The 20,367-nt window shown below is 38.6% G+C and carries 19 protein-coding genes; 17 read left to right on the forward strand and 2 right to left on the reverse strand.

Annotated elements, in window-relative coordinates:
- The first annotated feature begins 197 nt into the window (after window positions 1-197).
- The 9 genes from typA to holA all read left to right on the forward strand — a co-directional run bounded on the left by typA (window position 198) and on the right by holA (window position 9,739).
- The gene (gene typA / locus OZX76_RS04495) at window positions 198-2,039 is read left to right on the forward strand and encodes a translational GTPase TypA (RefSeq protein WP_277132632.1); all 1,842 of its coding nucleotides are present in this window, start codon (window positions 198-200) and stop codon (window positions 2,037-2,039) included.
- Window positions 2,040-2,141: 102 nt separating this feature from the next.
- Complete coding sequence (locus OZX76_RS04500) at window positions 2,142-3,314, forward strand: FtsW/RodA/SpoVE family cell cycle protein (RefSeq protein ID WP_277181320.1); 1,173 nt, start codon at window positions 2,142-2,144, stop codon at window positions 3,312-3,314.
- Complete coding sequence (locus tag OZX76_RS04505; protein ID WP_277181322.1) at window positions 3,311-3,652, forward strand: YlbG family protein; 342 nt, start codon at window positions 3,311-3,313, stop codon at window positions 3,650-3,652. Before OZX76_RS04500 ends, OZX76_RS04505 begins: the two co-directional genes overlap by 4 nt.
- Entirely contained in the window at window positions 3,649-4,200 is a 552-nt protein-coding gene (gene rsmD / locus OZX76_RS04510) for a 16S rRNA (guanine(966)-N(2))-methyltransferase RsmD (protein ID WP_277181324.1), read from the forward strand. The genes OZX76_RS04505 and rsmD overlap by 4 nt, the downstream gene beginning before the upstream one ends.
- On the forward strand, window positions 4,200-4,679 hold the full coding sequence (gene coaD / locus OZX76_RS04515; protein ID WP_277181326.1) for a pantetheine-phosphate adenylyltransferase: 480 nt from the start codon (window positions 4,200-4,202) through the stop codon (window positions 4,677-4,679). Before rsmD ends, coaD begins: the two co-directional genes overlap by 1 nt.
- A 4-nt stretch (window positions 4,680-4,683) precedes the next feature.
- Window positions 4,684-5,733: a SepM family pheromone-processing serine protease gene (locus OZX76_RS04520; RefSeq protein WP_277181327.1), complete on the forward strand. Its 1,050-nt coding sequence runs from the start codon at window positions 4,684-4,686 to the stop codon at window positions 5,731-5,733.
- A gap of 61 nt (window positions 5,734-5,794) precedes the next feature.
- Window positions 5,795-6,502, forward strand: a complete 708-nt coding sequence (locus tag OZX76_RS04525) for a helix-hairpin-helix domain-containing protein (RefSeq protein ID WP_277181329.1) — start codon at window positions 5,795-5,797, stop codon at window positions 6,500-6,502.
- Window positions 6,471-8,756: a DNA internalization-related competence protein ComEC/Rec2 gene (locus OZX76_RS04530; protein ID WP_277181493.1), complete on the forward strand. Its 2,286-nt coding sequence runs from the start codon at window positions 6,471-6,473 to the stop codon at window positions 8,754-8,756. The genes OZX76_RS04525 and OZX76_RS04530 overlap by 32 nt, the downstream gene beginning before the upstream one ends.
- On the forward strand, window positions 8,753-9,739 hold the full coding sequence (gene holA, locus OZX76_RS04535) for a DNA polymerase III subunit delta (RefSeq protein ID WP_277181332.1): 987 nt from the start codon (window positions 8,753-8,755) through the stop codon (window positions 9,737-9,739). Before OZX76_RS04530 ends, holA begins: the two co-directional genes overlap by 4 nt.
- A gap of 63 nt (window positions 9,740-9,802) precedes the next feature.
- On the opposite strand, the gene rpsT is transcribed toward holA, so the two are convergent.
- Window positions 9,803-10,054, reverse strand: a complete 252-nt coding sequence (gene rpsT, locus OZX76_RS04540) for a 30S ribosomal protein S20 (protein WP_277129711.1) — start codon at window positions 10,052-10,054, stop codon at window positions 9,803-9,805.
- Window positions 10,055-10,256: 202 nt separating this feature from the next.
- Between rpsT and rpsO the strand changes: the two genes are divergently transcribed.
- From rpsO to yihA, 7 genes are all read left to right on the forward strand, one after another.
- Window positions 10,257-10,526: a 30S ribosomal protein S15 gene (rpsO, locus tag OZX76_RS04545; protein ID WP_277129710.1), complete on the forward strand. Its 270-nt coding sequence runs from the start codon at window positions 10,257-10,259 to the stop codon at window positions 10,524-10,526.
- A 155-nt stretch (window positions 10,527-10,681) separates the two neighbouring features.
- Window positions 10,682-12,439, forward strand: coding sequence for a ribonuclease J (locus tag OZX76_RS04550; protein ID WP_277181334.1), 1,758 nt, complete (start codon window positions 10,682-10,684; stop codon window positions 12,437-12,439).
- A gap of 2 nt (window positions 12,440-12,441) precedes the next feature.
- A complete protein-coding gene (locus tag OZX76_RS04555) occupies window positions 12,442-13,275 on the forward strand; it encodes a tetratricopeptide repeat protein (protein ID WP_277181337.1) in 834 nt (277 codons plus the stop codon).
- A gap of 185 nt (window positions 13,276-13,460) precedes the next feature.
- On the forward strand, window positions 13,461-14,651 hold the full coding sequence (tuf, locus tag OZX76_RS04560; RefSeq protein WP_277132654.1) for an elongation factor Tu: 1,191 nt from the start codon (window positions 13,461-13,463) through the stop codon (window positions 14,649-14,651).
- A gap of 144 nt (window positions 14,652-14,795) precedes the next feature.
- Window positions 14,796-16,127, forward strand: a complete 1,332-nt coding sequence (tig, locus tag OZX76_RS04565; RefSeq protein WP_277181339.1) for a trigger factor — start codon at window positions 14,796-14,798, stop codon at window positions 16,125-16,127.
- 126 nt (window positions 16,128-16,253) lie between these two features.
- Window positions 16,254-17,519: an ATP-dependent Clp protease ATP-binding subunit ClpX gene (gene clpX, locus OZX76_RS04570; protein WP_277181341.1), complete on the forward strand. Its 1,266-nt coding sequence runs from the start codon at window positions 16,254-16,256 to the stop codon at window positions 17,517-17,519.
- A complete protein-coding gene (gene yihA / locus OZX76_RS04575; protein WP_277181343.1) occupies window positions 17,509-18,096 on the forward strand; it encodes a ribosome biogenesis GTP-binding protein YihA/YsxC in 588 nt (195 codons plus the stop codon). The genes clpX and yihA overlap by 11 nt, the downstream gene beginning before the upstream one ends.
- 124 nt (window positions 18,097-18,220) lie before the next feature.
- Here yihA and OZX76_RS04580 read toward each other — a convergent pair whose 3' ends face one another.
- Window positions 18,221-18,343 (reverse strand): SPJ_0845 family protein, encoded by a 123-nt coding sequence (locus tag OZX76_RS04580; RefSeq protein ID WP_277181345.1) that lies wholly within the window; start codon window positions 18,341-18,343, stop codon window positions 18,221-18,223.
- Window positions 18,344-18,519: 176 nt separating this feature from the next.
- On the opposite strand from OZX76_RS04580, the gene uvrC reads away from it, so the two are divergent.
- On the forward strand, window positions 18,520-20,322 hold the full coding sequence (gene uvrC, locus OZX76_RS04585) for an excinuclease ABC subunit UvrC (protein ID WP_277181347.1): 1,803 nt from the start codon (window positions 18,520-18,522) through the stop codon (window positions 20,320-20,322).
- The last annotated feature ends 45 nt before the right edge of the window (window positions 20,323-20,367 follow it).

The raw sequence follows: 20,367 nt of genomic DNA on the forward strand, positions 1-20,367 counted from the left end.
TTGTCTGACTTTTATTCTATAACACTTTTCAATTTTGAAAAAGAGGGTTAAACGTTGACCTGCATATACTTAGGTGGTAAAATCAATGAGCGTAACTACACAGATATTAAAACACTTCGATCAGCATGTTTTAAGCATGCCGCCGAAACTGTGACAAAGTCACAGTTTTTTTATTGAGGAGTGGAGGAGGAATACTTTTGTCAGAAAAAAGAAGAGACGATATTAGAAATATAGCTATCATAGCTCACGTTGACCACGGTAAGACAACTTTGGTTAACCAATTATTGAAGCAATCCGACACTCTACCTGAGCATATGGCTTTGGAAGACCGGGCAATGGATTCAAACGATATTGAACGTGAACGTGGTATTACTATCTTATCTAAGAATACTGCAGTTAAATACCACGATACTACAATCAACATTTTGGATACGCCGGGACACGCCGACTTTGGTGGTGAAGTTGAGCGAATCATGCACATGGTTGATGGGGCATTACTTTTGGTTGATGCCTACGAAGGTACAATGCCGCAGACTCGTTTCGTGCTGAAAAAGGCTTTGGAAGCTGGTGTTAAGCCAATCGTTGTTATCAACAAGATTGACCGCCCAGGTGCTCGTCCTAAGCAAGTAATGGATGAAGTATTGGAACTCTTCATTGAATTAGGTGCTAACGATGAACAGCTTGACTTCCCAGTTGTTTATGCTTCAGCTTTGAATGGAACTTCTTCATACGAAGCTGATCCAGCAACTCAAAAAGAAACAATGGCTCCAATTTTTGATACCATTCTTAAGGCAATTCCAGCTCCACTTGACAACGTTGATGAACCATTACAATTCCAAATCACAATGCTTGATTGGGATGACTATGTTGGTCGTATTGGTGTTGGTCGTATTTACCGCGGCCAAGTTAAGGTTGGCGACAACATCACTGTTATGAAGCGTGATGGCTCGACCCAAAACTTCCGCGTTACTAAGCTCTTTGGTTTCTTTGGCTTGAAGCGTAACGAAATTAAGGAAGCTAAAGCTGGTGACATTATTGCAATCAGTGGAATTAACGACATCTTTGTCGGTGAAACAATTGCTTCAGCTGAACATCCAGAGGCATTACCATTACTTAAGATTGATCCACCTACTTTGCAGATGGACTTTGTTGCTAGTGACTCACCATTTGCTGGTCGTGAAGGTGATAAGGTTACCCCTAAGAAATTGGAAGACCGTTTGATTAAGCAAACTCGGACCGATGTTTCTTTGAAGGTTGAACCAACCGACCAAATTAACGCTTGGACTGTTTCTGGTCGTGGTGAACTTCACTTGTCAATCTTAGTTGAAGAAATGCGTCGTGAAGGCTTTGAATTACAACTTTCACGGCCAAAGGTTATTTACCGTGAAGTTGATGGTACAATGTGTGAACCATTTGAAGCTGTTCAAGTTGATACTCCAGATGAATACGTTGGTTCAGTTATTGACTCCTTATCACAAAGAAAAGGTGAGATGCAGAACATGACCTCAACTGGTAACGGTCAAACTCGTCTTGACTTCTTAGTACCATCTCGTGGCTTGATTGGTTACAACAACGAATTTATGTCACAAACTGGTGGTTACGGAATTATGAACCACAGTTTTGACTCATACAAGCCAATTGTTAAGAACTGGGAACCAGGTCGAGTAAACGGTGCTTTGGTTTCAATCAGTCAAGGTAAGTCAACTACATACTCATTGCAAACTGTAGAACAACGTGGTCAATTATTTATCGGTGCCGGTGTTGAAGTTTACGAAGGAATGATTGTTGGTCAATCTTCTCGTGATCGTGATATTGCCGTTAACGTTATTAAGGGTAAGAACTTAACTAACACTCGTGCTGCTGGTAAAGACCATGCTGCTGCTATCCATGCGCCAAAGAAGTTGACTTTGGAAGAAGCAATTGAATTCTTAAATGAAGATGAATATTGTGAGGTTACTCCTGAATCAATCCGTCTTCGCAAGAAGATTTTAAACACTTCAGAACGTCAAAAGGCTGACAAGAAGCGTAACCGTAACTAATCAAAGTTTAACAAATTCAAAAAAAGAGCATTCACCTAATGAAGTGGTGCTCTTTTTGCTTTATAATAAAAGCAGGTTTTTACTCTGAAGGAGAGGCTATCCGTGCGTGAGAAAATACACCATTTGAATTACAATATTTTAGTTCCATATTTGTTACTGATTGTTATCGGAATCATTATGGTTTATTCGGCAAGTTCTGATATTTTGCTGGTAAATGGTTTTAAGCCGTCAGTTTATGGTGTTAGGCAAGCGGAGTATGCTGTTGCCGGACTAGTCTTTGCCTGTTTGTTTTTAGGACTAAGACTTGAAAATCTTAAAAGTGCCAAGTTCGTTGAGTGGTTTTTGGGAATTAGCATGTTATTGCTCGCTTACTTGATTGGCTTAAAAATCATCAGGGGTTCGGCAGCCGCCGTTAATGGGGCTGTTGGTTGGATTGACTTAAAGGTTATCAAAATTCAACCACTGGAAATTGCCAAATTAGCCTTAGTTGTTTACCTTGCCTTTATTTTAGACCGACATGATGGTGCTTTTAGACTTGGTCATATTATCGAAAATCTGTCACGGCCAGCATTTCTAGCGGTAATCATGATGTTTTTGGTATTACTTGAACCGGACTTTGGGGGAACTGCAATCTTAGCAATGATTGTGATTGTGATGTTTGCGATGTCAGGTATTCCTGCCAAAATAGCAGTATTTTGGCTAGTTGGTATTGGTGTTGGTGTCTTTTTACTGGTGGCATTAGTGGTGCACTGGAATCCAAAATTCTTACAAACTAGTTATCAATATCAACGCTTTATGTCGTTTTTACACCCGTTTCAATTGCAGCAAAAGGGTGGCGCGCAGCTTGTTAATTCCTACTATGCAATTCATAATGGTGGCCTGTTTGGTGTTGGTCTTGGTAATAGTATGCAAAAGCGCGGTTATTTACCAGAGCCATACACAGACTTTATTTTGTCGATTGCGGCTGAGGAACTTGGTGCAGTTGGCGCAATTGTTATCGTTGGTCTAATCTTTTACTTAATGTGGAGTATTATGGATGTTGGCATTCATGCCAAGTCCCAGTTTGATGCCTTGATTTGTTTTGGCGTGGCCACGATTATTTTTACAGAAACTTTATTTAACGTTGGTGCGGTACTGGGCCTTCTTCCAATTACGGGGGTGACCTTACCGTTTATTTCTTATGGTGGGTCATCAATGATTGTCCTTTCCGCATCGATTGGCTTAGTACTTAACGTGGCAGCTAATGAAAGAATGGAGAAGGAGCGTGAAGAATGAGTATTAATCAGGACTTACAGGACACTCCTGTGACTGAGAGACAGGGCCTAATTGTCTACCTTGATTCGGTTAGTAACCAATACAAGTTACGGCATTATGGCGATATTGTCTATTTTTCTAAAAAAATGTGTTACTGCGTTTTATATACTGATCAAAAAGAAATTGATCAGGTAATCCAAAAGTTAAATTCACTCGATTTTGTTAAAAAAGTTGAAAAATCAAGTGAAGAAAATTTGGATTTATCAAGCAGTCATATTGAACAACAAATTACCGAGATGGCGCAAGCCGCAGAAGATAAACTATTAAAAGAACAAGAAAAATTGGAACATCTATCATGAGAATTATTTCTGGCAAATATGCTAAACGCAATTTATTTACGTTAAAAAGCCAAAAGACAAGACCAACGAGCGATAAGGTTAAGGAATCGTTGTTTAATAGCCTGGGGCAATTTTTCTCCGGTGGGCAAGTGCTTGACCTGTATGGCGGCAGTGGTGCCTTAGGAATTGAAGCAGTGTCACGGGGGTGTGACCATGCAACAATAGTTGATATTAATTACGCGGCTGTAGAAATTATTCGCAAAAATGTTGCGCTTACTAAGGAAGAAAATCGATTTTCGGTTTATAAAATGTCTAGTAGTGTTGCGCTTAAGAAATTGGCGCAGGATGAGAAGCAGTTTGACCTAGTGTTTTTAGATCCGCCATATGCTAAACAGCAAATTGCAAAAGATATGCAAAAGATGGCAGAACTAGACTTGTTAACACCAGAGGCATTAATTGTTGCAGAGACCGATGATGAGACTAGTTTAGGTGGCATTGCTAATTTTGCCTTAATTAAGGAGCATCATTTGGGCAAAACGATTGTCCGCTTTTATCGGAGGGAAGAGTAATGACAGCTGCATTGTTTCCGGGGAGTTTTGACCCAATTACCAATGGTCATGTTGGCGTTATCAAGCAGGCTGCGGGGATGTTTGATAAGCTGTACGTGGTGGTAATGACTAATATGGCCAAGAAATATTTGTTTACCGTTGATGAGCGGGTTGCTTTTGCTCAGGATGCGTTAAAAGACTGCCCTAATGTTGAGGTTTTAAAACGGCCAGAAGATTTAACAGTTAATGTTGCTCGTGAATTGCATGCAAAGGCAATTGTTCGCGGCGTGCGCAACAGTTCCGACTTTTTGTATGAGCAGGAAATCGCAGCGATGAATAAAAAAATGGTACCAGATGTGGCAACAGTTTTGTTATTTACTAAACCAGAAGATAGTTTTGTTGCCTCAAGTATTATCAAAGAAGTTGCCCATTTTCATGGCGATATTAGTGCTTTTCTGCCTAAAATGGCGGCTGAAGCTGTAAAACAAAAGTTGGGATAGAGTTATGACAAAAGAGCATCAAAATCCGTCACAAGGCAAAAGAAGACTACGCAACTGGCTATTTGGAATTATTTTTCTCGTGTTAGTAGTTGTTGGTCTAAGTTGGCCAACTAATTATTACCTAGAAATGCCGGGCGAAGCTGTTTCTACCGGTCAATTTGTGAAAAGTAGTCAACATACACCCAATAATTTATATTTAGTAACAGTGAGTGAAACCAGTCAGCCAGCAACGGTGTTGCAATATTTATGGAGCTATACGCAAAAATATACAACGCGAATACCGAGTTCTGAATTACTTGGCGGGCAAACCAATAGCCAATATCAAGAATTGCAGAATTGGTTTATGGAAACCAGCCAGCAAAATGCAATTTACTATGCTGCCAAAAAAGCTGGTCTAAAGCCGCAACTTAATTACAAGGGCGTCTATGTGATGCAAGTTCAGAAACAGTCGAGTTTTAAGGATAAATTGCAGGTTGGCGATACTGTTCTTGGGGCTAATGGTCACCGCTTTAAATCAACCGAAGAAATGATGCAGTATCTGCAAAAGCGGCCGCTTCACTCGCAGGTTAAAATTATGGTGCTGCGTGAAGGTAAAAAGCAGTTTTTTACCGGTAAGATTGTGAAAGTGGCAGGGACTGGTAAGCCTGGAATTGGCATTCAGCTAGTTGAACATGTTCAGGTAACCACTAAACCGCGATTGACAATTGACGCAGGTGAAATCGGTGGCCCGTCGGCTGGTCTGATGTTTACGTTAACCAGTTATGAAACTTTTACGGGCCGTCAACTGGCTCAAGGACATAAGATTGCTGGTACTGGGACAATTGCACCCAGTGGTAAGGTAGGCATTATTGGCGGGGTTGATAAGAAGGTTGTCGCCGCCGATAGAGTTGGTGCCGAAATCTTTTTTGCGCCGACCGATACAACTGGTGTTAAAAAGTCAGCTAGCAATTATGTAGTTGCTAAGAAGACAGCACGCGCAATTCATTCAAAGATGAAAATTGTTCCCGTTAAGACCTTTACTGATGCACTCAATTATTTAAAACAACATTATTAATTAAAAAGTCCAGAAAAAATTCTGGGCTTTTTTGCGTATTTAATAATTGAGGTGAAAAAACGTGAATTGGGAACAAATTAAAGATTTTATTTTGGAACATAAACAGTATTTTTTGGTTGGATTAGTTGTTATTGGGATTGCTCTTTGGACTTATCAAGGAAGTGGTCAAAATAATACGGCTACCGAATTTACTGAAGATTCGCAAACAGAGCAAAAAAGCGCATCAGTTAAAAGTGCAGCTAAGGATGTTAATAAAACCAGCGCACAGGAGGAGCCAGCGAAACCGAAAAATGTCACTTGTGATATTTCTGGAGCTGTTAGACATCAAGGTGTCTATACCTTAAAGGCTGGTGCAAGAATGCAAGAACTGATTGAAGCTGCTGGCGGGGCTGCTAGTAACGCACAATTAAAGCAGGTCAATCGCGCGTTAATCTTGCAAGATCAGGATAAGGTTCATATTCCATATCGGGGTGAAAAAATTAAGGCTGATGAAATTGTAGTATCAATTGGTGGCAGTTCTGCAGCAGCCACTACTTCAGATGATTCTGGCAGTTCAACTACTTCTGATAAGTCTGGAGCCAAAGTTAATTTGAATACAGCAGATGCCCAAGGACTGCAGCAGCTTAACGGTATTGGTGAGAAAAAGGCGGAGCAGATAATTGCTTACCGTCAAAAAAATGGTAATTTTAAAAAGATTGAAGATTTAAAGCAGGTTTCAGGAATTGGCGACAAAACTTTTGCGGCGCTCAAAGACCAACTGGCAGTCTGAATTATTAACACCCGGATTTTTCTTATTAACGGCGCTGCTGGGTGTTGACCTAAGTTTTGGATTTTACCAAAGTCGCGGCTTCTTACAGCAATTAACCTGGATATTATTAGCGTGCTACTTGGGTTTACTACTTTTGCAAAAATTCGGTACCTTAAAGTGGGTAGTTGTTATCTTGCTAGTAGTAGGAATGATTGATGCTTTTTTACATAATTCTAAAACTAATTTTGTTTTAACCGAAGATGCAGTAATTAAAATCTATCCGGATCAAGTTAAGGTTGATGATGATTGGCTATCTGGAATTGGTAGTGCCAAAACTGGTAAAGTTTTAGTCTCGGGAACGATAACTAACCAGCAGATTAAGCAACTTAATCAAGGCCAGCCCGTTTACTTGTCAAGCTTAGTAGGTGAAGTTAAGCCAATTACGCCAGCAACTAATTACGGCCAATTTGATTCACGTCAGTATTATGCCGGCAAAAATATTTGGCAGCAAGTTAAATTTAAAAGTTGCCGGATGCAAACTAAGACTGGCAATTTGAGCGATTATTTTCATTATCTAAGGTTTGAATTACAATCTTATTTTCGCAAAATGCCACGTATTTTGGGCTTTTTCAGTAGCGAATTACTCTTAGGAGAAAATCCAAATCAGGATAACCAGCAAATCTTAGATAATTATCGTGACCTCGGTGTCATCCATATTTTAAGTATTTCGGGATTGCACGTTGGAATCTATGCGTTGCTAATCAGTACTTTATGTTACTACCTGAAATTTACTGAAGAAGAAACTTTCGTCTGCTGCTTGGTTATCTTATTAGGTTGGGTGTTTTTAAGTAATGGTCAGGCAGGCTTTGTGCGTGCTAGTTTAACTTATCTCTTAGGGAAATTTTTCAGTTTTAAAGGTTGGCAAATAAAGCATTTTGATTTATTAGGCTTAACTTGTTTAGTACATTTGCTAGTCAATCCCCGTTTAATGATGGGAGTTAGCGCTATTTTAACTTATACATTAGCGCTCGGCTTAGAAATGACCGATAAAATGACCGATTTCAAACAGTCGGCCATGCTTAACTTACTATTAACCCCATTGTTATTAGTTTATTTCTTTCAATTTAACTTGTTGACGGTTCTGTTTAATATGTTAATCGTGCCGTACTTCAACTGGGTGGTAATGCCGCTAACCTTTATTAATTTGGTGGTATTTAGCTGGCAGCCTAATATATCCAAAATATTTGAAGCTGCTTTAAATTATGGCGAGCAATTAATCGGTAAATTATCAGCAACTAAGATAGGACTATTAACTTTTGGTAAGATTAACTGGTGGCAATGCTTGTTTTTGCTAGTGCTAACGGCAATAATATTGGCCAATGTCAATGAAAAAGTTAGAATGCTTGGGCGCAATCGTAAACTAGCTGCTGGTCTTGGTTTAACCTATTTGGTTATCTTAATTACGATTCATTTTCCGCTTACTGGTCAAGTAACTTTCATTGATGTTGGTCAAGGTGACAGCATTTTGATTACAACGCCACTTTGGCGTCACGTCTATATGATTGATGTTGGTGGTAAGCTGAATTTTGGCGGTAAAAAATTAACGCCGCAAGTCAATAAAATAACTATTCCGCTTTTGAAAGCTGAGGGCATTAGTCAAATCGACGGGCTCTTTGTTTCGCATCAAGACGCGGACCACGTTGGCGATTTAGGACCTTTTCTGGAACAAATGAAAGTTAAAAAGTTGTATATGGCACAAGGATTGATCAATAATCCATCTTTTCAAAAGCGGATTAGCGGTAGAATTGCTAAAAACCAGATTGTTCAATTGCTGGCAGGGATGACTGTTCCAGGGCCGTTACCGTTTCATGTTGTTTATCCCTTTAAGCCGGGACTAGGAACCAATGATGATTCCTTATCTTTGACTTTTACATTGGCAGATAAGAGATGGCTCTTCACTGGCGACTTGGGTCAGAGGGGTGAGCAGGAAATTATGGCGAAATACGGGCTGCATGCTGATTATTTTAAATTAGGACATCATGGTAGTAAGACTGCCTCAAATCCAGAATTTCTACAAAAATTGCACCCAGCAATGGTCTTTATTTCTGCTGGTCGTGATAATCGTTTTGGCCATCCACATCCAGAGACGTTGGCGACGTTAGAGGCGCAACATATACCGTGGGCTTCAACCCAAGACTGTGGTATGATTACATGGACTTATGGCAAACTAATCAAGCCTAAATTAACACGTTTTATCCCGGTGAATAACAAATGACATTACTTTCCTTATTTAAAAATTCCAATAATAGTAATTCCCAAACATTAATTTTGGGTGAAGATAGCTTTTTAAATGATTATTTAGCTCGTTCTTATACGCATGAAGAACGGTTTAGTGACCTTGAGCGAATCAGCATTGATTGTGAAAGCGATGGCCTTGATGAATTGATTGCGAACTTAACCGAATCAAGTTTATTTAGCCAGCAAAAAATTATCACAGTTAAAAATCCGTTTTTCTTAACGGCTAAAGTTCCTAAAAAAATGCAAAAGCAGTTGGAGCAACTGCAGAAAATTTTCTCTAACTTGCAGCAGCTGGATGACATTGTTGTCTTAGTGGCTTCCTATGAGAAAGTTGACCGCCGAAAGAAATTAACTAAAACTGTTTTACAGCAGTGCAATGTCGTTGAAACCAAGGTGAAAACCTACGAAGTTGGTGCGATAACTAAGGCGTTGATTGCCGCAGAAGGCTATCAAATTTCGCGTACTGGACTGCAGCTATTGCTGCAGCGTAGTGACCAGGTGCTTGACACCATTTTAGGCAATTATAATAAGCTGAAAATGATTGCAGTTGATGGCAAAATCACTGAACAAGCAATTGAGCAAAATGTTGACTTGTCATTTGCTCAAAATGTTTTCGCTATTTTAGAAGCAGCACTAAAGCGTAACTATCAAGAGGCAATTAGTCGACTTGACAATCAATTGCGCGAAGGTAGTAATCCAATTCAGTTGTTAGCTGTTTTTGAAAATCAGTTGGAATTAATTTTAGCGGCAAAAATTTTACAAAAGCGGGGGAGAAATGAGTCACAAATTGTTAAGGAGCTAGGCGTTCATCCTTACCGGGTAAAATTGGCGCTGAGTAATCGTTTAGCGCTTAAAAAATTACTGAACTTACTTGAAGAGGTAATTAAGCTAGACTTTAATTACAAAAACGGTCAGTATCGTGAAGACAACTTTCTAAAATTATTTATTTTGAATGTATAAAAAAGACAAGAATCATGATGATTCTTGCCTTTTTTATTTGTTAGTCAATAAATATTGGGCTAACTACTTAGCCAATTTAGCCAAACGACTCTTATCACGGCTAGCCTTGTTCTTATGAATAAGACCCTTTGAAGCGGCCTTGTCCAAAGCACGAGCAGCAGCAATGTGTAATTCGGAGGCGTCTTCAGCACCGGCTGCTTGAGCAGTCTTGAACTTCTTAACAGCAGTTCTTAACTGGTTCATTTGAGCGGCGTTACGCTTTCTTGCAGCATCTTGAGTTTTAACACGTTTGATAGCTGATTTGATTTGTGGCATGAGATTCACCTCCATTGATCGTAATTTTACTTAATTGATTATACTGGAGAATAATCTCAGATGCAAGATAATTTATACTTGCTTTTTAAAAAAATAATCTGTATTATACTATTGTTGTGAACCGTTAACGCTGTTTGCACGCTCACACCTGACGGTTAACGTTGTTAACGGCAATTATTTTAGTGAAAGGTGAAAAAATATTATGGCAATTTCAAAAGCTGAAAAAGACGAAATCATTAAGAAGTATGCAACTCACGAAGGCGATACTGGCTCAACTGAGGTTCAAGTTGCTATCTTGACAACAGATATCAATAACTTGACTGAACACATGAAGAGTCACTCACATGATCACCACTCTTACGTTGGTTTACTGAAGAAGATTGGTCACCGTCGTAACTTACTTCGTTACTTACAAGATAACGATATTAATCGTTACCGTGAATTAATCAAGAAGTTAGGTTTACGTCGTTAATTGCAAATATGATAAAAAAGTCAGCTCGCTTAGAACTGGCTTTTTTATTTTTGTCATCATTACTTTTTATGCTAAAATTAACAAAGATACTTTTTACGTTGTGATCGCAATGATCCATAAAATAACAACTGAATAGCAATAGAAAAGGAAGTATAATGGCTGATCAAGTTAAAATAATGATTTTGAGCGGCGTACGCGAACAAGGAAAAGACATGTTTGCCGTTCAAGTCAATGATGAAATTTTTGTCCTTGATGCAGGATTGAAGTATCCTGATAGTTCTTTGTTTGGAATCGATTTGGTTATTCCCGATCTTGATTTCTTTGAGCAATATGGCGATCAGGTTGTCGGCATCTTTTTGACGCACGGACACGCCGATTCTATCGGTGCCTTACCATATATCTTGCGAGATTATGATATCCCAGTATTTGGGTCACAATTAACAATTGAGCTGGCTAAGATCAAGGTTAAGCGGGTTAATAAGCGCTGTAAAAACAGCTTATTCCATACAATTGATGCGGAAACCGAAATTGATTTTAAGAACGCTAATATTTCGTTCTTCCATACAACACATTCAATTCCAGATTCATTGGGAATTGATGTTCATACACCAGCTGGTGAAGTTGTCTACACGGGGGACTTTAAGTTTGACCCATCGGCAGCACCAAATTATCGCACTGATATGGATCGACTTGCCGAAATTTCGCAAAAGGGAGTTTTAGCGCTTTTAAGTGATTCTTCAAATGCAGAAGCATCATTTCCAAATAATTCTGAGCAGAGCATTGGCGACTATGTTACCAATGTTTTCCGCAATACCGAAGGGCGCATTATTGTTGCTGCCAAAGCATCGAACATTATTAGAATGCAGGAAGTATTTAATGCCGCTCAGCAAACGGGTAGACGCGTTTTATTAACGGGTCGTGATGTCGCTAAAATTACGCGAACAGCAATGGAATTAGGTTACTTAAAGGTGCCTAAAGGCTTATTAATGCGAGTTAAAGACCTTAAGACAACGCCTGAAAATAAGACGGTAATTGTAGAAACCGGACAAACGGGCGAACCACTTAATTCTTTACAAAAAATGGCACAAAACCGGCATAGCATGATTACCATCCACAAGGGCGATTTAGTCTTTATCTCGACAACACCGTCACATTCAGTCGAAACACGGCTCGCACAAACAAGTGATATGGTTTACCATGCTGGCGGCACTGTTATCCAATTAGGGCATGCTAAACATACCAGTGGCCATGCGACAGGTCGCGATTTACAATTGATGATTGACACATTAAAGCCGCAATTCTTGATTCCTGTTATTGGTGAATATCGTTTGCTTGAAGTGCATAAGGATTTAGCAACCAAAACTGGTATGAAACCAGAAAATATTTTTGTTACCAAAAATGGTGACTGCTTGAATTATGACTTTAAACAAAAGAAGTTGTACTTAACAGATCCAGTGCCTGGTGAGGATACGATGATTGATGGCTCAGGTATTGGGGATGTCGGCAATATCGTTTTACGTGATCGTGAAGTATTGTCTGATGACGGCATTTTTATTGCCGTTGTGACAATTGATCGCCGCAAGAAGAAGATCATTGCAGAGCCGCAGGTCACTAGCCGCGGGTTTGTCTACATTAAGGCTAATCATAAGCTGATGCATGATAGTATTGAGTTAATTAAGGAAACCATCAATAATAATTTTGCCCATAAAAAATTTGATTGGACAGAGATTAAACAAGATGTACGTAATGATCTTGAGAAGTTTTTATACAAGCAAACTAATCGTCGGCCCGTAGTCTTACCAGTTGTGATGGAAGTCAATCAAAATCGCCACCGTGCAATGCAGAAGCGTAATGCTGACCGGCAAATGTCACCTAAGCAAAGGTTCAACCAAAAACCTGAACAGAAGGACTAAATATGACTTCATTAAGTCAACAGAATTTACTTAATTTAGCACAAAAAAGCGAAGCAAATGGTGATTTTGAACAAGCTGTTCAATACTTGGAAGAGGCTTTACGGGGCGGTCGCACGACTGAATTAGTGATTAGGCTTTGCGACTTATATTTAAAGAATGGACAAGAATATGCTGCTTTTGCGTTGATTAAAGAAGAGCCTGATCTTTTTTCGGAGCAGGATGTTTTTGCTGAATACAGTAAAATTTTGCAGGCTAATCATTTTTTGATTGAAGCTCTTGAAGTACAAAATTTAAGTAAAAAAAGTGTGCAAATTAAAGTTTCGCCAATTACTTTAGCCGAGCAACAAGAAGTTATGCGGCAGTTTAGGCAGAAAAAACACATTACGCAATTTGATTATGAGCAGTTATTTAAATTAGATTTATCTAATTTTGTTAATTTTGCTCAAAGTCTTTTGCTGGATCCAAGCCTAAATTTTGCGGTGCGGATTGCTTTGTGCGAAGATTTAGTTCGTCTTGGCGTTAAGGGTAAAATGCGCGTTTTGGTGTTAGGTCAAAGTGAAGATTTTATCCCTCAAGATACTGAATTATTGGAAAAAGGCACGGTTTACCGCGAAATTATTTCGGCAATTGGGTCGCGATATTATCACCGTCCAAGTCAATTACCGACAGTTTTAGGTGAAGTAAACTTGATTTTAGGCAGTCTTTATCCTAAACTAGCTAAGTACGTTGATGAGCCGGACAGTTTTGCCAGTGACCTTGCTTCGTATATTGAAAAGCACGATGGACGAGGTCACCACAAGCTGTTTGAGCAAATTTATGCTAATTTACCTAAATAATTTTGAACAAAAAGGCTTTACTTTTTGGAAGTATTTAGTATAATAGCAAAGGACGTTTTCATTAGGCATGGCTCTATGCATTAAAATACTAGGCATTTGCCAATGAAAGTAGTACAATATTCAACAGAGAATTATCCGTTACTTACTCAACGGACTTCTTGCAAAATTACAGGAGGGTCATTTTAATGGCAGAAAAAGAACATTACGTTAGAACGAAGCCACACGTAAACATTGGTACTATCGGTCACGTTGACCATGGTAAGACCACTTTAACTGCGGCTATTACTAAAGTTTTATCAGAAAAAGGCTTAGCAAAGGCTGAAGATTATTCAGAAATCGATGCTGCGCCAGAAGAAAAGGAACGTGGTATTACCATTAATACCGCCCACGTAGAGTACGAAACTGAAAATCGTCACTACGCTCACATGGATGCTCCAGGCCACGCCGACTACATCAAGAACATGATTACCGGTGCTGCACAAATGGATGGTGCTATCTTAGTTGTTGCCGCAACTGATGGTCCTATGCCACAGACTCGTGAACACATCTTGCTTGCTCGTCAAGTTGGTGTTAACTACATCGTTGTCTTCTTAAATAAGACTGACTTAGTTGACGATCCAGAATTGATCGACTTAGTTGAAATGGAAGTTCGTGACTTGTTAACTGAATACGATTACCCAGGTGATGATATTCCAGTTATCCGTGGTTCAGCTTTGAAAGCTTTACAAGGTGACAAAGAACAACAAGACGTTATCATGAAGTTAATGGACACTGTTGATGAATACATTCCAACTCCAGAACGTCAAACTGACAAGCCATTCTTAATGCCAGTTGAAGATGTCTTCACTATTACTGGTCGTGGTACTGTTGCTTCAGGTCGTATTGACCGTGGTACTATCAAGATCGGTGACGAAGTAGAAATCGTTGGTTTGGTACCAGAAGTTCTTAAGTCAGTTGTTACTGGTTTGGAAATGTTCCATAAGACTTTGGATTTAGGTGAAGCCGGCGATAACGTTGGTGTATTGCTTCGTGGTATTGACCGTGATCAAGTTGTTCGTGGACAAGTTTTGGCCGCACCTGGCTCAATTCAAACCCATAAAGAATTTAAGGGTCAAGTTTATGTTTTGAAGAAGGAAGAAGGAGGACGTCATACTCCATTCTTCTCAGACTACCGTCCACAATTCTATTTCCACACCACTGATATTACTGGTGAAATTGAATTGCCAGAAGGTACTGAAATGGTTATGCCTGGTGATAACACAGAATTTACTGTTAACCTAATTAAGCCAGCTGCCATTGAAAAGGGTACTAAGTTCACTATTCGTGAAGGTGGTCGTACTGTTGGTGCTGGTCAGGTTACTGAAATTCTTGACTAGTTTCTAAAGAGACAGTTAAAAAAGATGTACTTCTTCATAGAAGTACATCTTTTTTTGCCCAAATTTGTTTTTTGCGCGCGTTTAATGTAAGATAACTTAGTACGCAACAAAGCGATCGAACTTGACATTGGAGGTATTTAATTAATGTCTGTAAAATGGAATAAGACCGGTAAGACTGCCGGAGAACTTACTTTTGATATTTCTCAAGCTGAGGTTAAGCGCGGCTTGGATCAAGCTTTTAAGAGAGTAAAGAATAGTTTACGTGTGCCTGGCTTTAGAAAAGGTCATGTTTCTCGTGTTATTTTTGACCAATACTATGGTGAAGAAGCTCTATACGAGAATGCTTTAAACATTGTTTTGCCTGATGCATATTCAGCTGCTATTAAAGAAGCTGGTATTGCTGCTGTAGGTCAACCACAAATTCAACCTGTAGCAATGGATGCTGATAAGGACTGGACAATGAAAGCTATTGTTTCAGTTGAACCTGAAGTTAAATTGGGCGACTACAAGGGTATTGAAGTTCCTAAGCAAAATACACGTGTTTACGCAAAGGATATTGATGCTGAACTTGAAAAAGACCGTGAGAAGAATGCTGAACTTGTTCTTAAGAAGGGTGCTTCTGAAAAGGGCGATACTGTAACTATTGATTACAAGGGTACAATTGACGGTACGGCCTTTGATGGTGGTTCTGCTGATGATTACTCACTTGAACTTGGTTCAAACACATTTATCCCAGGCTTTGAAGATCAACTTATTGGTCATGAAGCTGGCGATGATGTTGATGTAGTAGTTACATTCCCAGAAAATTACGGTGCTAAAGATTTAGCTGGTAAAGAAGCTCACTTTGCAACTAAGATTCATGAAATCAAGTCAAAGCAAATGCCTAAGTTAGACGACGAATTTGCTAAGGACGTTGATGATTCAGTTGAAACTCTTGATGAATTAAAAGATAAAATCAAGAAGAACTTGAAGGAACAAAAAGAAACTGCTGCTAAAGAAGCTATTGAACAAGCAGCTATTGAAGGTGCTGTAGCAAATGCTACAATTGATGAAATTCCTGATGCAATGCTTCAAGAAGACATTAACACGCAAATGAACCAATACTTGGGCAACATGCAACGCCAAGGTATTAGTCCTCAAACTTACTACAAGTTAACTAATACAACAGAAGATCAATTGCGTGCTCAATTTAGCAAGGATGCTGCAGAAAGAGTTAAGACTAATTTAGTTCTCGAAGCAATTGTTAAAGCAGAAGACCTTAAGGCTTCAAAAGAAGAAATTGACAAGGAAGTCAAGGATCTTGCTAGTGAATACAATATGGATGAAAAGACTGTCCGTAGTACTTTGACAGATGAAATGCTTTCTCACGATATTAATGTTCGCAAAGCCATCGACCTTGTTGCTGACAACGCTAAGCAAGTTGCTAAGTCTAAGATTAAAGACGAAAAAGAAGACGACAAGTCTGATAAAAAATAGAATTTAAATTCTAATAAAAAAGGTGGTTTGAGCTAAACCATCTTTTTTATTTTCTACAAGTAATAAAGTCTGGTACTTTTTTAAATTTATGATACGCTTATTCTTGTAGATTATAGGAGGAATAGTATGGCAACACAGTTTACTGATCAGGAAGAAATTAAATGCTCTTTTTGTGGTAAAACACAAGATCAAGTTAAAAAGATGATTGCTGGTAACGGCGTATATATCTGTAATGAGTGTGTTGATTTATCTAAGAAAATTATTGATGAAGAACTGAAATCTGACTCACTTAAAGAGACTCATGACTTACCAAAACCAATGGAAATCAAGGAGCAACTTGATCAATATGTAATTGGGCAGGAACGGGCTAAGAAAGTCCTGTCAGTGTCTGTTTACAACCATTACAAACGAATCAGTCAAATGGATATTGATTCGTCCACAGAACTACAAAAATCAAATATTGCCTTAATTGGGCCGACTGGTTCTGGTAAGACTTATTTAGCACAGACCTTAGCACGAATTTTGGACGTACCGTTTGCAATTGCTGACGCAACTACTCTGACTGAAGCAGGTTATGTTGGTGAAGATGTCGAGAATATTTTACTCAAGCTCTTGCAAAATGCTGATTATGACATTGATCGGGCAGAGCGGGGCATTATTTATATTGACGAAATCGATAAAATTTCTAAAAAAGCAGAAAATGTTTCAATTACTCGTGATGTTTCCGGTGAAGGGGTACAGCAATCATTACTGAAAATCTTAGAGGGAACTATTGCCTCTGTCCCACCACAAGGTGGTCGTAAGCACCCACAACAAGAAATGATTCAAATTGATACAACTAACATTCTGTTTATTGTTGGTGGTGCTTTTGATGGTATCGAACAGATAGTTAAAAATCGGTTGGGCAAAAAAGTTATCGGCTTTAGTGCTGAAAATAGCCTCAATCAAGCTCGTGACGACGCTTGGACGCAGCATTTAACAACTGGTGATTTAGTTAAGTTCGGTTTAATTCCAGAATTTATTGGCCGAATCCCAATTATTGCAACACTCGATAAACTTAACAGCTCTGACCTTGTTCGCATTTTGACGGAACCCAAGAATGCGTTAGTTAAGCAATATACTAAATTATTAGAACTTGACCAAGTAAAATTGAAGTTTACCGATGGAGCTTTAGAAGCAATTGCCGATTTAGCAATCGAACGTAACATGGGTGCCCGAGGCTTAAGAACTATCATTGAAAATGCAATGATGGGTATTATGTACCAAACGCCAAGTGAAACGGATATTGAAGAAGTAGACGTTACTAAGAACGTCATTTTACATAATGCTGAACCTAAGGTGATTCGGCATGAATCAGATGACGAAATGAAGGCAGCCGCTAATGATCATTAGAAGTAGCGACTATGCAATCAGTGCCGTTCGTGAAGATCAATATCCCAAAAATGATTTGCCTGAAATTGCACTTGCAGGGCGGTCTAACGTTGGTAAGTCAAGCTTGATTAATTCCTTCTTGAATCGAAAAAATCTTGCTAGAACTTCAGCACAGCCAGGTAAAACGCAAACTTTGAACTTTTATATTGTTAATAAGGACTTTTACCTAGTTGATGTTCCTGGCTATGGTTATGCCAAGGTTTCCAAATCGCAGCGAGCTAAATTTGGTGAAATGATTCAGGATTATCTCGAAACGCGGGAGAACTTAAGGGGATTAATCATTTTAGTTGATTCACGACACGAGCCAACTAAGGATGATATTGCCATGTATAATTATGCTCAATACTTGAATTTACCGATTTTGGTGGTTTGCACTAAAATTGATAAGGTTAAAAAAAATCAGGTTAACAAGGTATTGGCTAACTTGAAGAAGGCGCTTGATTTATCTTATGATAATGTTACTGTTCTAACATATAGTTCAGTTAAAAAATTACATGTTCAAGAATTAGGCAATTGGATTGAACAACGTTTACAATAAAGTGGCAATGTTCTGAAGTAGATAAAAGTACGATGGTACTTTTATCTACTTTTTTATTTATTTTGATGTAAAAAATATCCTGTTAAAACACTACAAGGGGTGTAATAACAGGATAATACTTAATTTATTTATCTTCAGTTTTCTTTTTATTATCGTTATTTAGTTTTTTCTTTTTGTCTTCTGGAACAGTTGCAAATTTATCAAATAGTTTTTCTAATTCGTCTTGTTTTTTAAAAGTTAAGCCCATAATTATCTTCCTTTCGTTATGTCAATTATAATAAAGTTTGGTGCCGAGAGCTAGTATAAAATTTAGCAAGTTTAAATAATTAAAATTATGTAAAATTAATGGCTAATAATTAGAATAAAATCGATTTCAGGCAATTTATGTTAAAATTAATAGTGCATTTTTGAAGGAGTGATTTTTTGGCAACTGAATTAATTGAAAACAAATTAAAATTATTGCCCGCAAAGCCGGGTTGTTACTTAATGAAAGATATTAATGGGACAGTTATTTATGTTGGCAAATCAAAAAATCTAAAAAATCGGGTGCGCTCATATTTTAAAAGTAAGCAAGTGGGGCGTCGTGCTGAATTAGTGCAGGAAATTCGTGATTATGACATTATTACTGTATCGACAGATAAGGAAGCATTTTTACTCGAAATTACTTTAATTAAGAAGTATCAGCCGTATTATAATGTCCAATTAAAGCAGGGGACTGGGTACCCGTACATCGAAATAACCAATGAGCGTGACCCCCAGACAAAGCTCACAAGTATCGTTCGCCGTGATGGTGGGTATTACTTTGGACCGTATCCCAATATTTATGCTGCTCAGGCAACCTTGAAGTTTATTCAAAAAGTTTTTCCTCTTAGGCATTGTCATGGTAAAGAAGGTCGGCCATGTCTTTACTATCACATGGGCCAATGTTTAGGTGCCTGCTTTAAGACTGTGCCTAAAGCAGTTTACGATGCCCAAATTAAGAAGATTAAAAGTTTCCTTAATGGTGATATTGCCTGGGTTAAGCAGGATTTGAACCAAAAGATGCTAGAGGCATCGCAAAACCTTGAGTTTGAACGAGCAGCAGATATTCGCGACCAATTGAAATATATTGAAGAAACCGTTGAAAAACAAAAGATTATTTCCAATGATAATAAACAGCGCGATATTTTCAATTTTTATGTTGATAAGTCCTGGATTTCCATTCAAATTTTTTTCCTACGGCAAGCTAAATTACTGCGGCGGGAAACGAGAATGTACCCGTTAACTGATACTAGTGATCCAGAAGATACCTTTGCATCGTTTATTGTGCAATTTTATGGTCAAAAGAACCGGATTTTACCCAAAGAAGTATTGGTACCCAAGGGACTAGATAATGAAGCACTGGCTGAAGTGTTAAAAGTACCGGTTAGAACACCGCAGCGTGGGCAAAAACGGGCTTTACTCGATATGGCTAAGGATAATGCTAAATTAAAGCTTGACGATAAATTTAGATTGTTAGAATTAGGTAATCGAAAAACTAAGGGCGCTCAAAAAGAAATTTTTGCTTCACTTGGTTTACCATATGGTCATGTTATTGAAAGTTTTGACCACTCACATATTCAGGGTGCTGATCCCGTTTCCGCCTTAGTTGTCTTTAAGGATGGTGAGCCTGACAAGAATGCCTACCGTAAATATAAGCTTAAGGGTGAAGTTGAACACCAAAATGGTGGTGATGAAGTTAGAAATACGCGTGAGGTTGTTAGGCGGCGCTACGGCAGACTGCTGCGTGAACACCAAAAGATGCCCGATTTAATCTTGATGGATGGAGGACAAATTCAGGTTGATGCTTGTGAAGACGTTTTACGCAATGAATTAAACCTCAATATTCCGGTTGCTGGAATGGTTAAGGATGATAAACACCGGACCAATCACTTGCTGTTTGGTGATCCAATTAACGGCGTGCCCTTGAAATTAATCCCACTCGATCCAAAATCGCAGGGCTTTTACCTAATGACAAGAATCCAGGATGAAGTTCACCGGTTTGCGATTACTTTTCACCGGAAAACCCATGCTAAAAATGCACTGTCGAGTAAGCTTGATTCAATTAAAGGGATTGGACCAAAAAGCAGAAACAAACTATTGCGCCAATTTGGCTCGCTTAAAAAGATTAAAGAGGCATCAATTGATGAACTGCGAGCTGTCGGCTTAACGTTGCCTCAAGCACAAACAGTGAAATTAACTCTGTAATTGTGGATTTATCTGATGATAACAGTAATTTTTATGTTATAGTAA

The organism is Lactobacillus sp. ESL0677, from assembly GCF_029392875.1.
In the GTDB taxonomy this organism is placed as follows: Bacteria; Bacillota; Bacilli; order Lactobacillales; family Lactobacillaceae; genus Lactobacillus.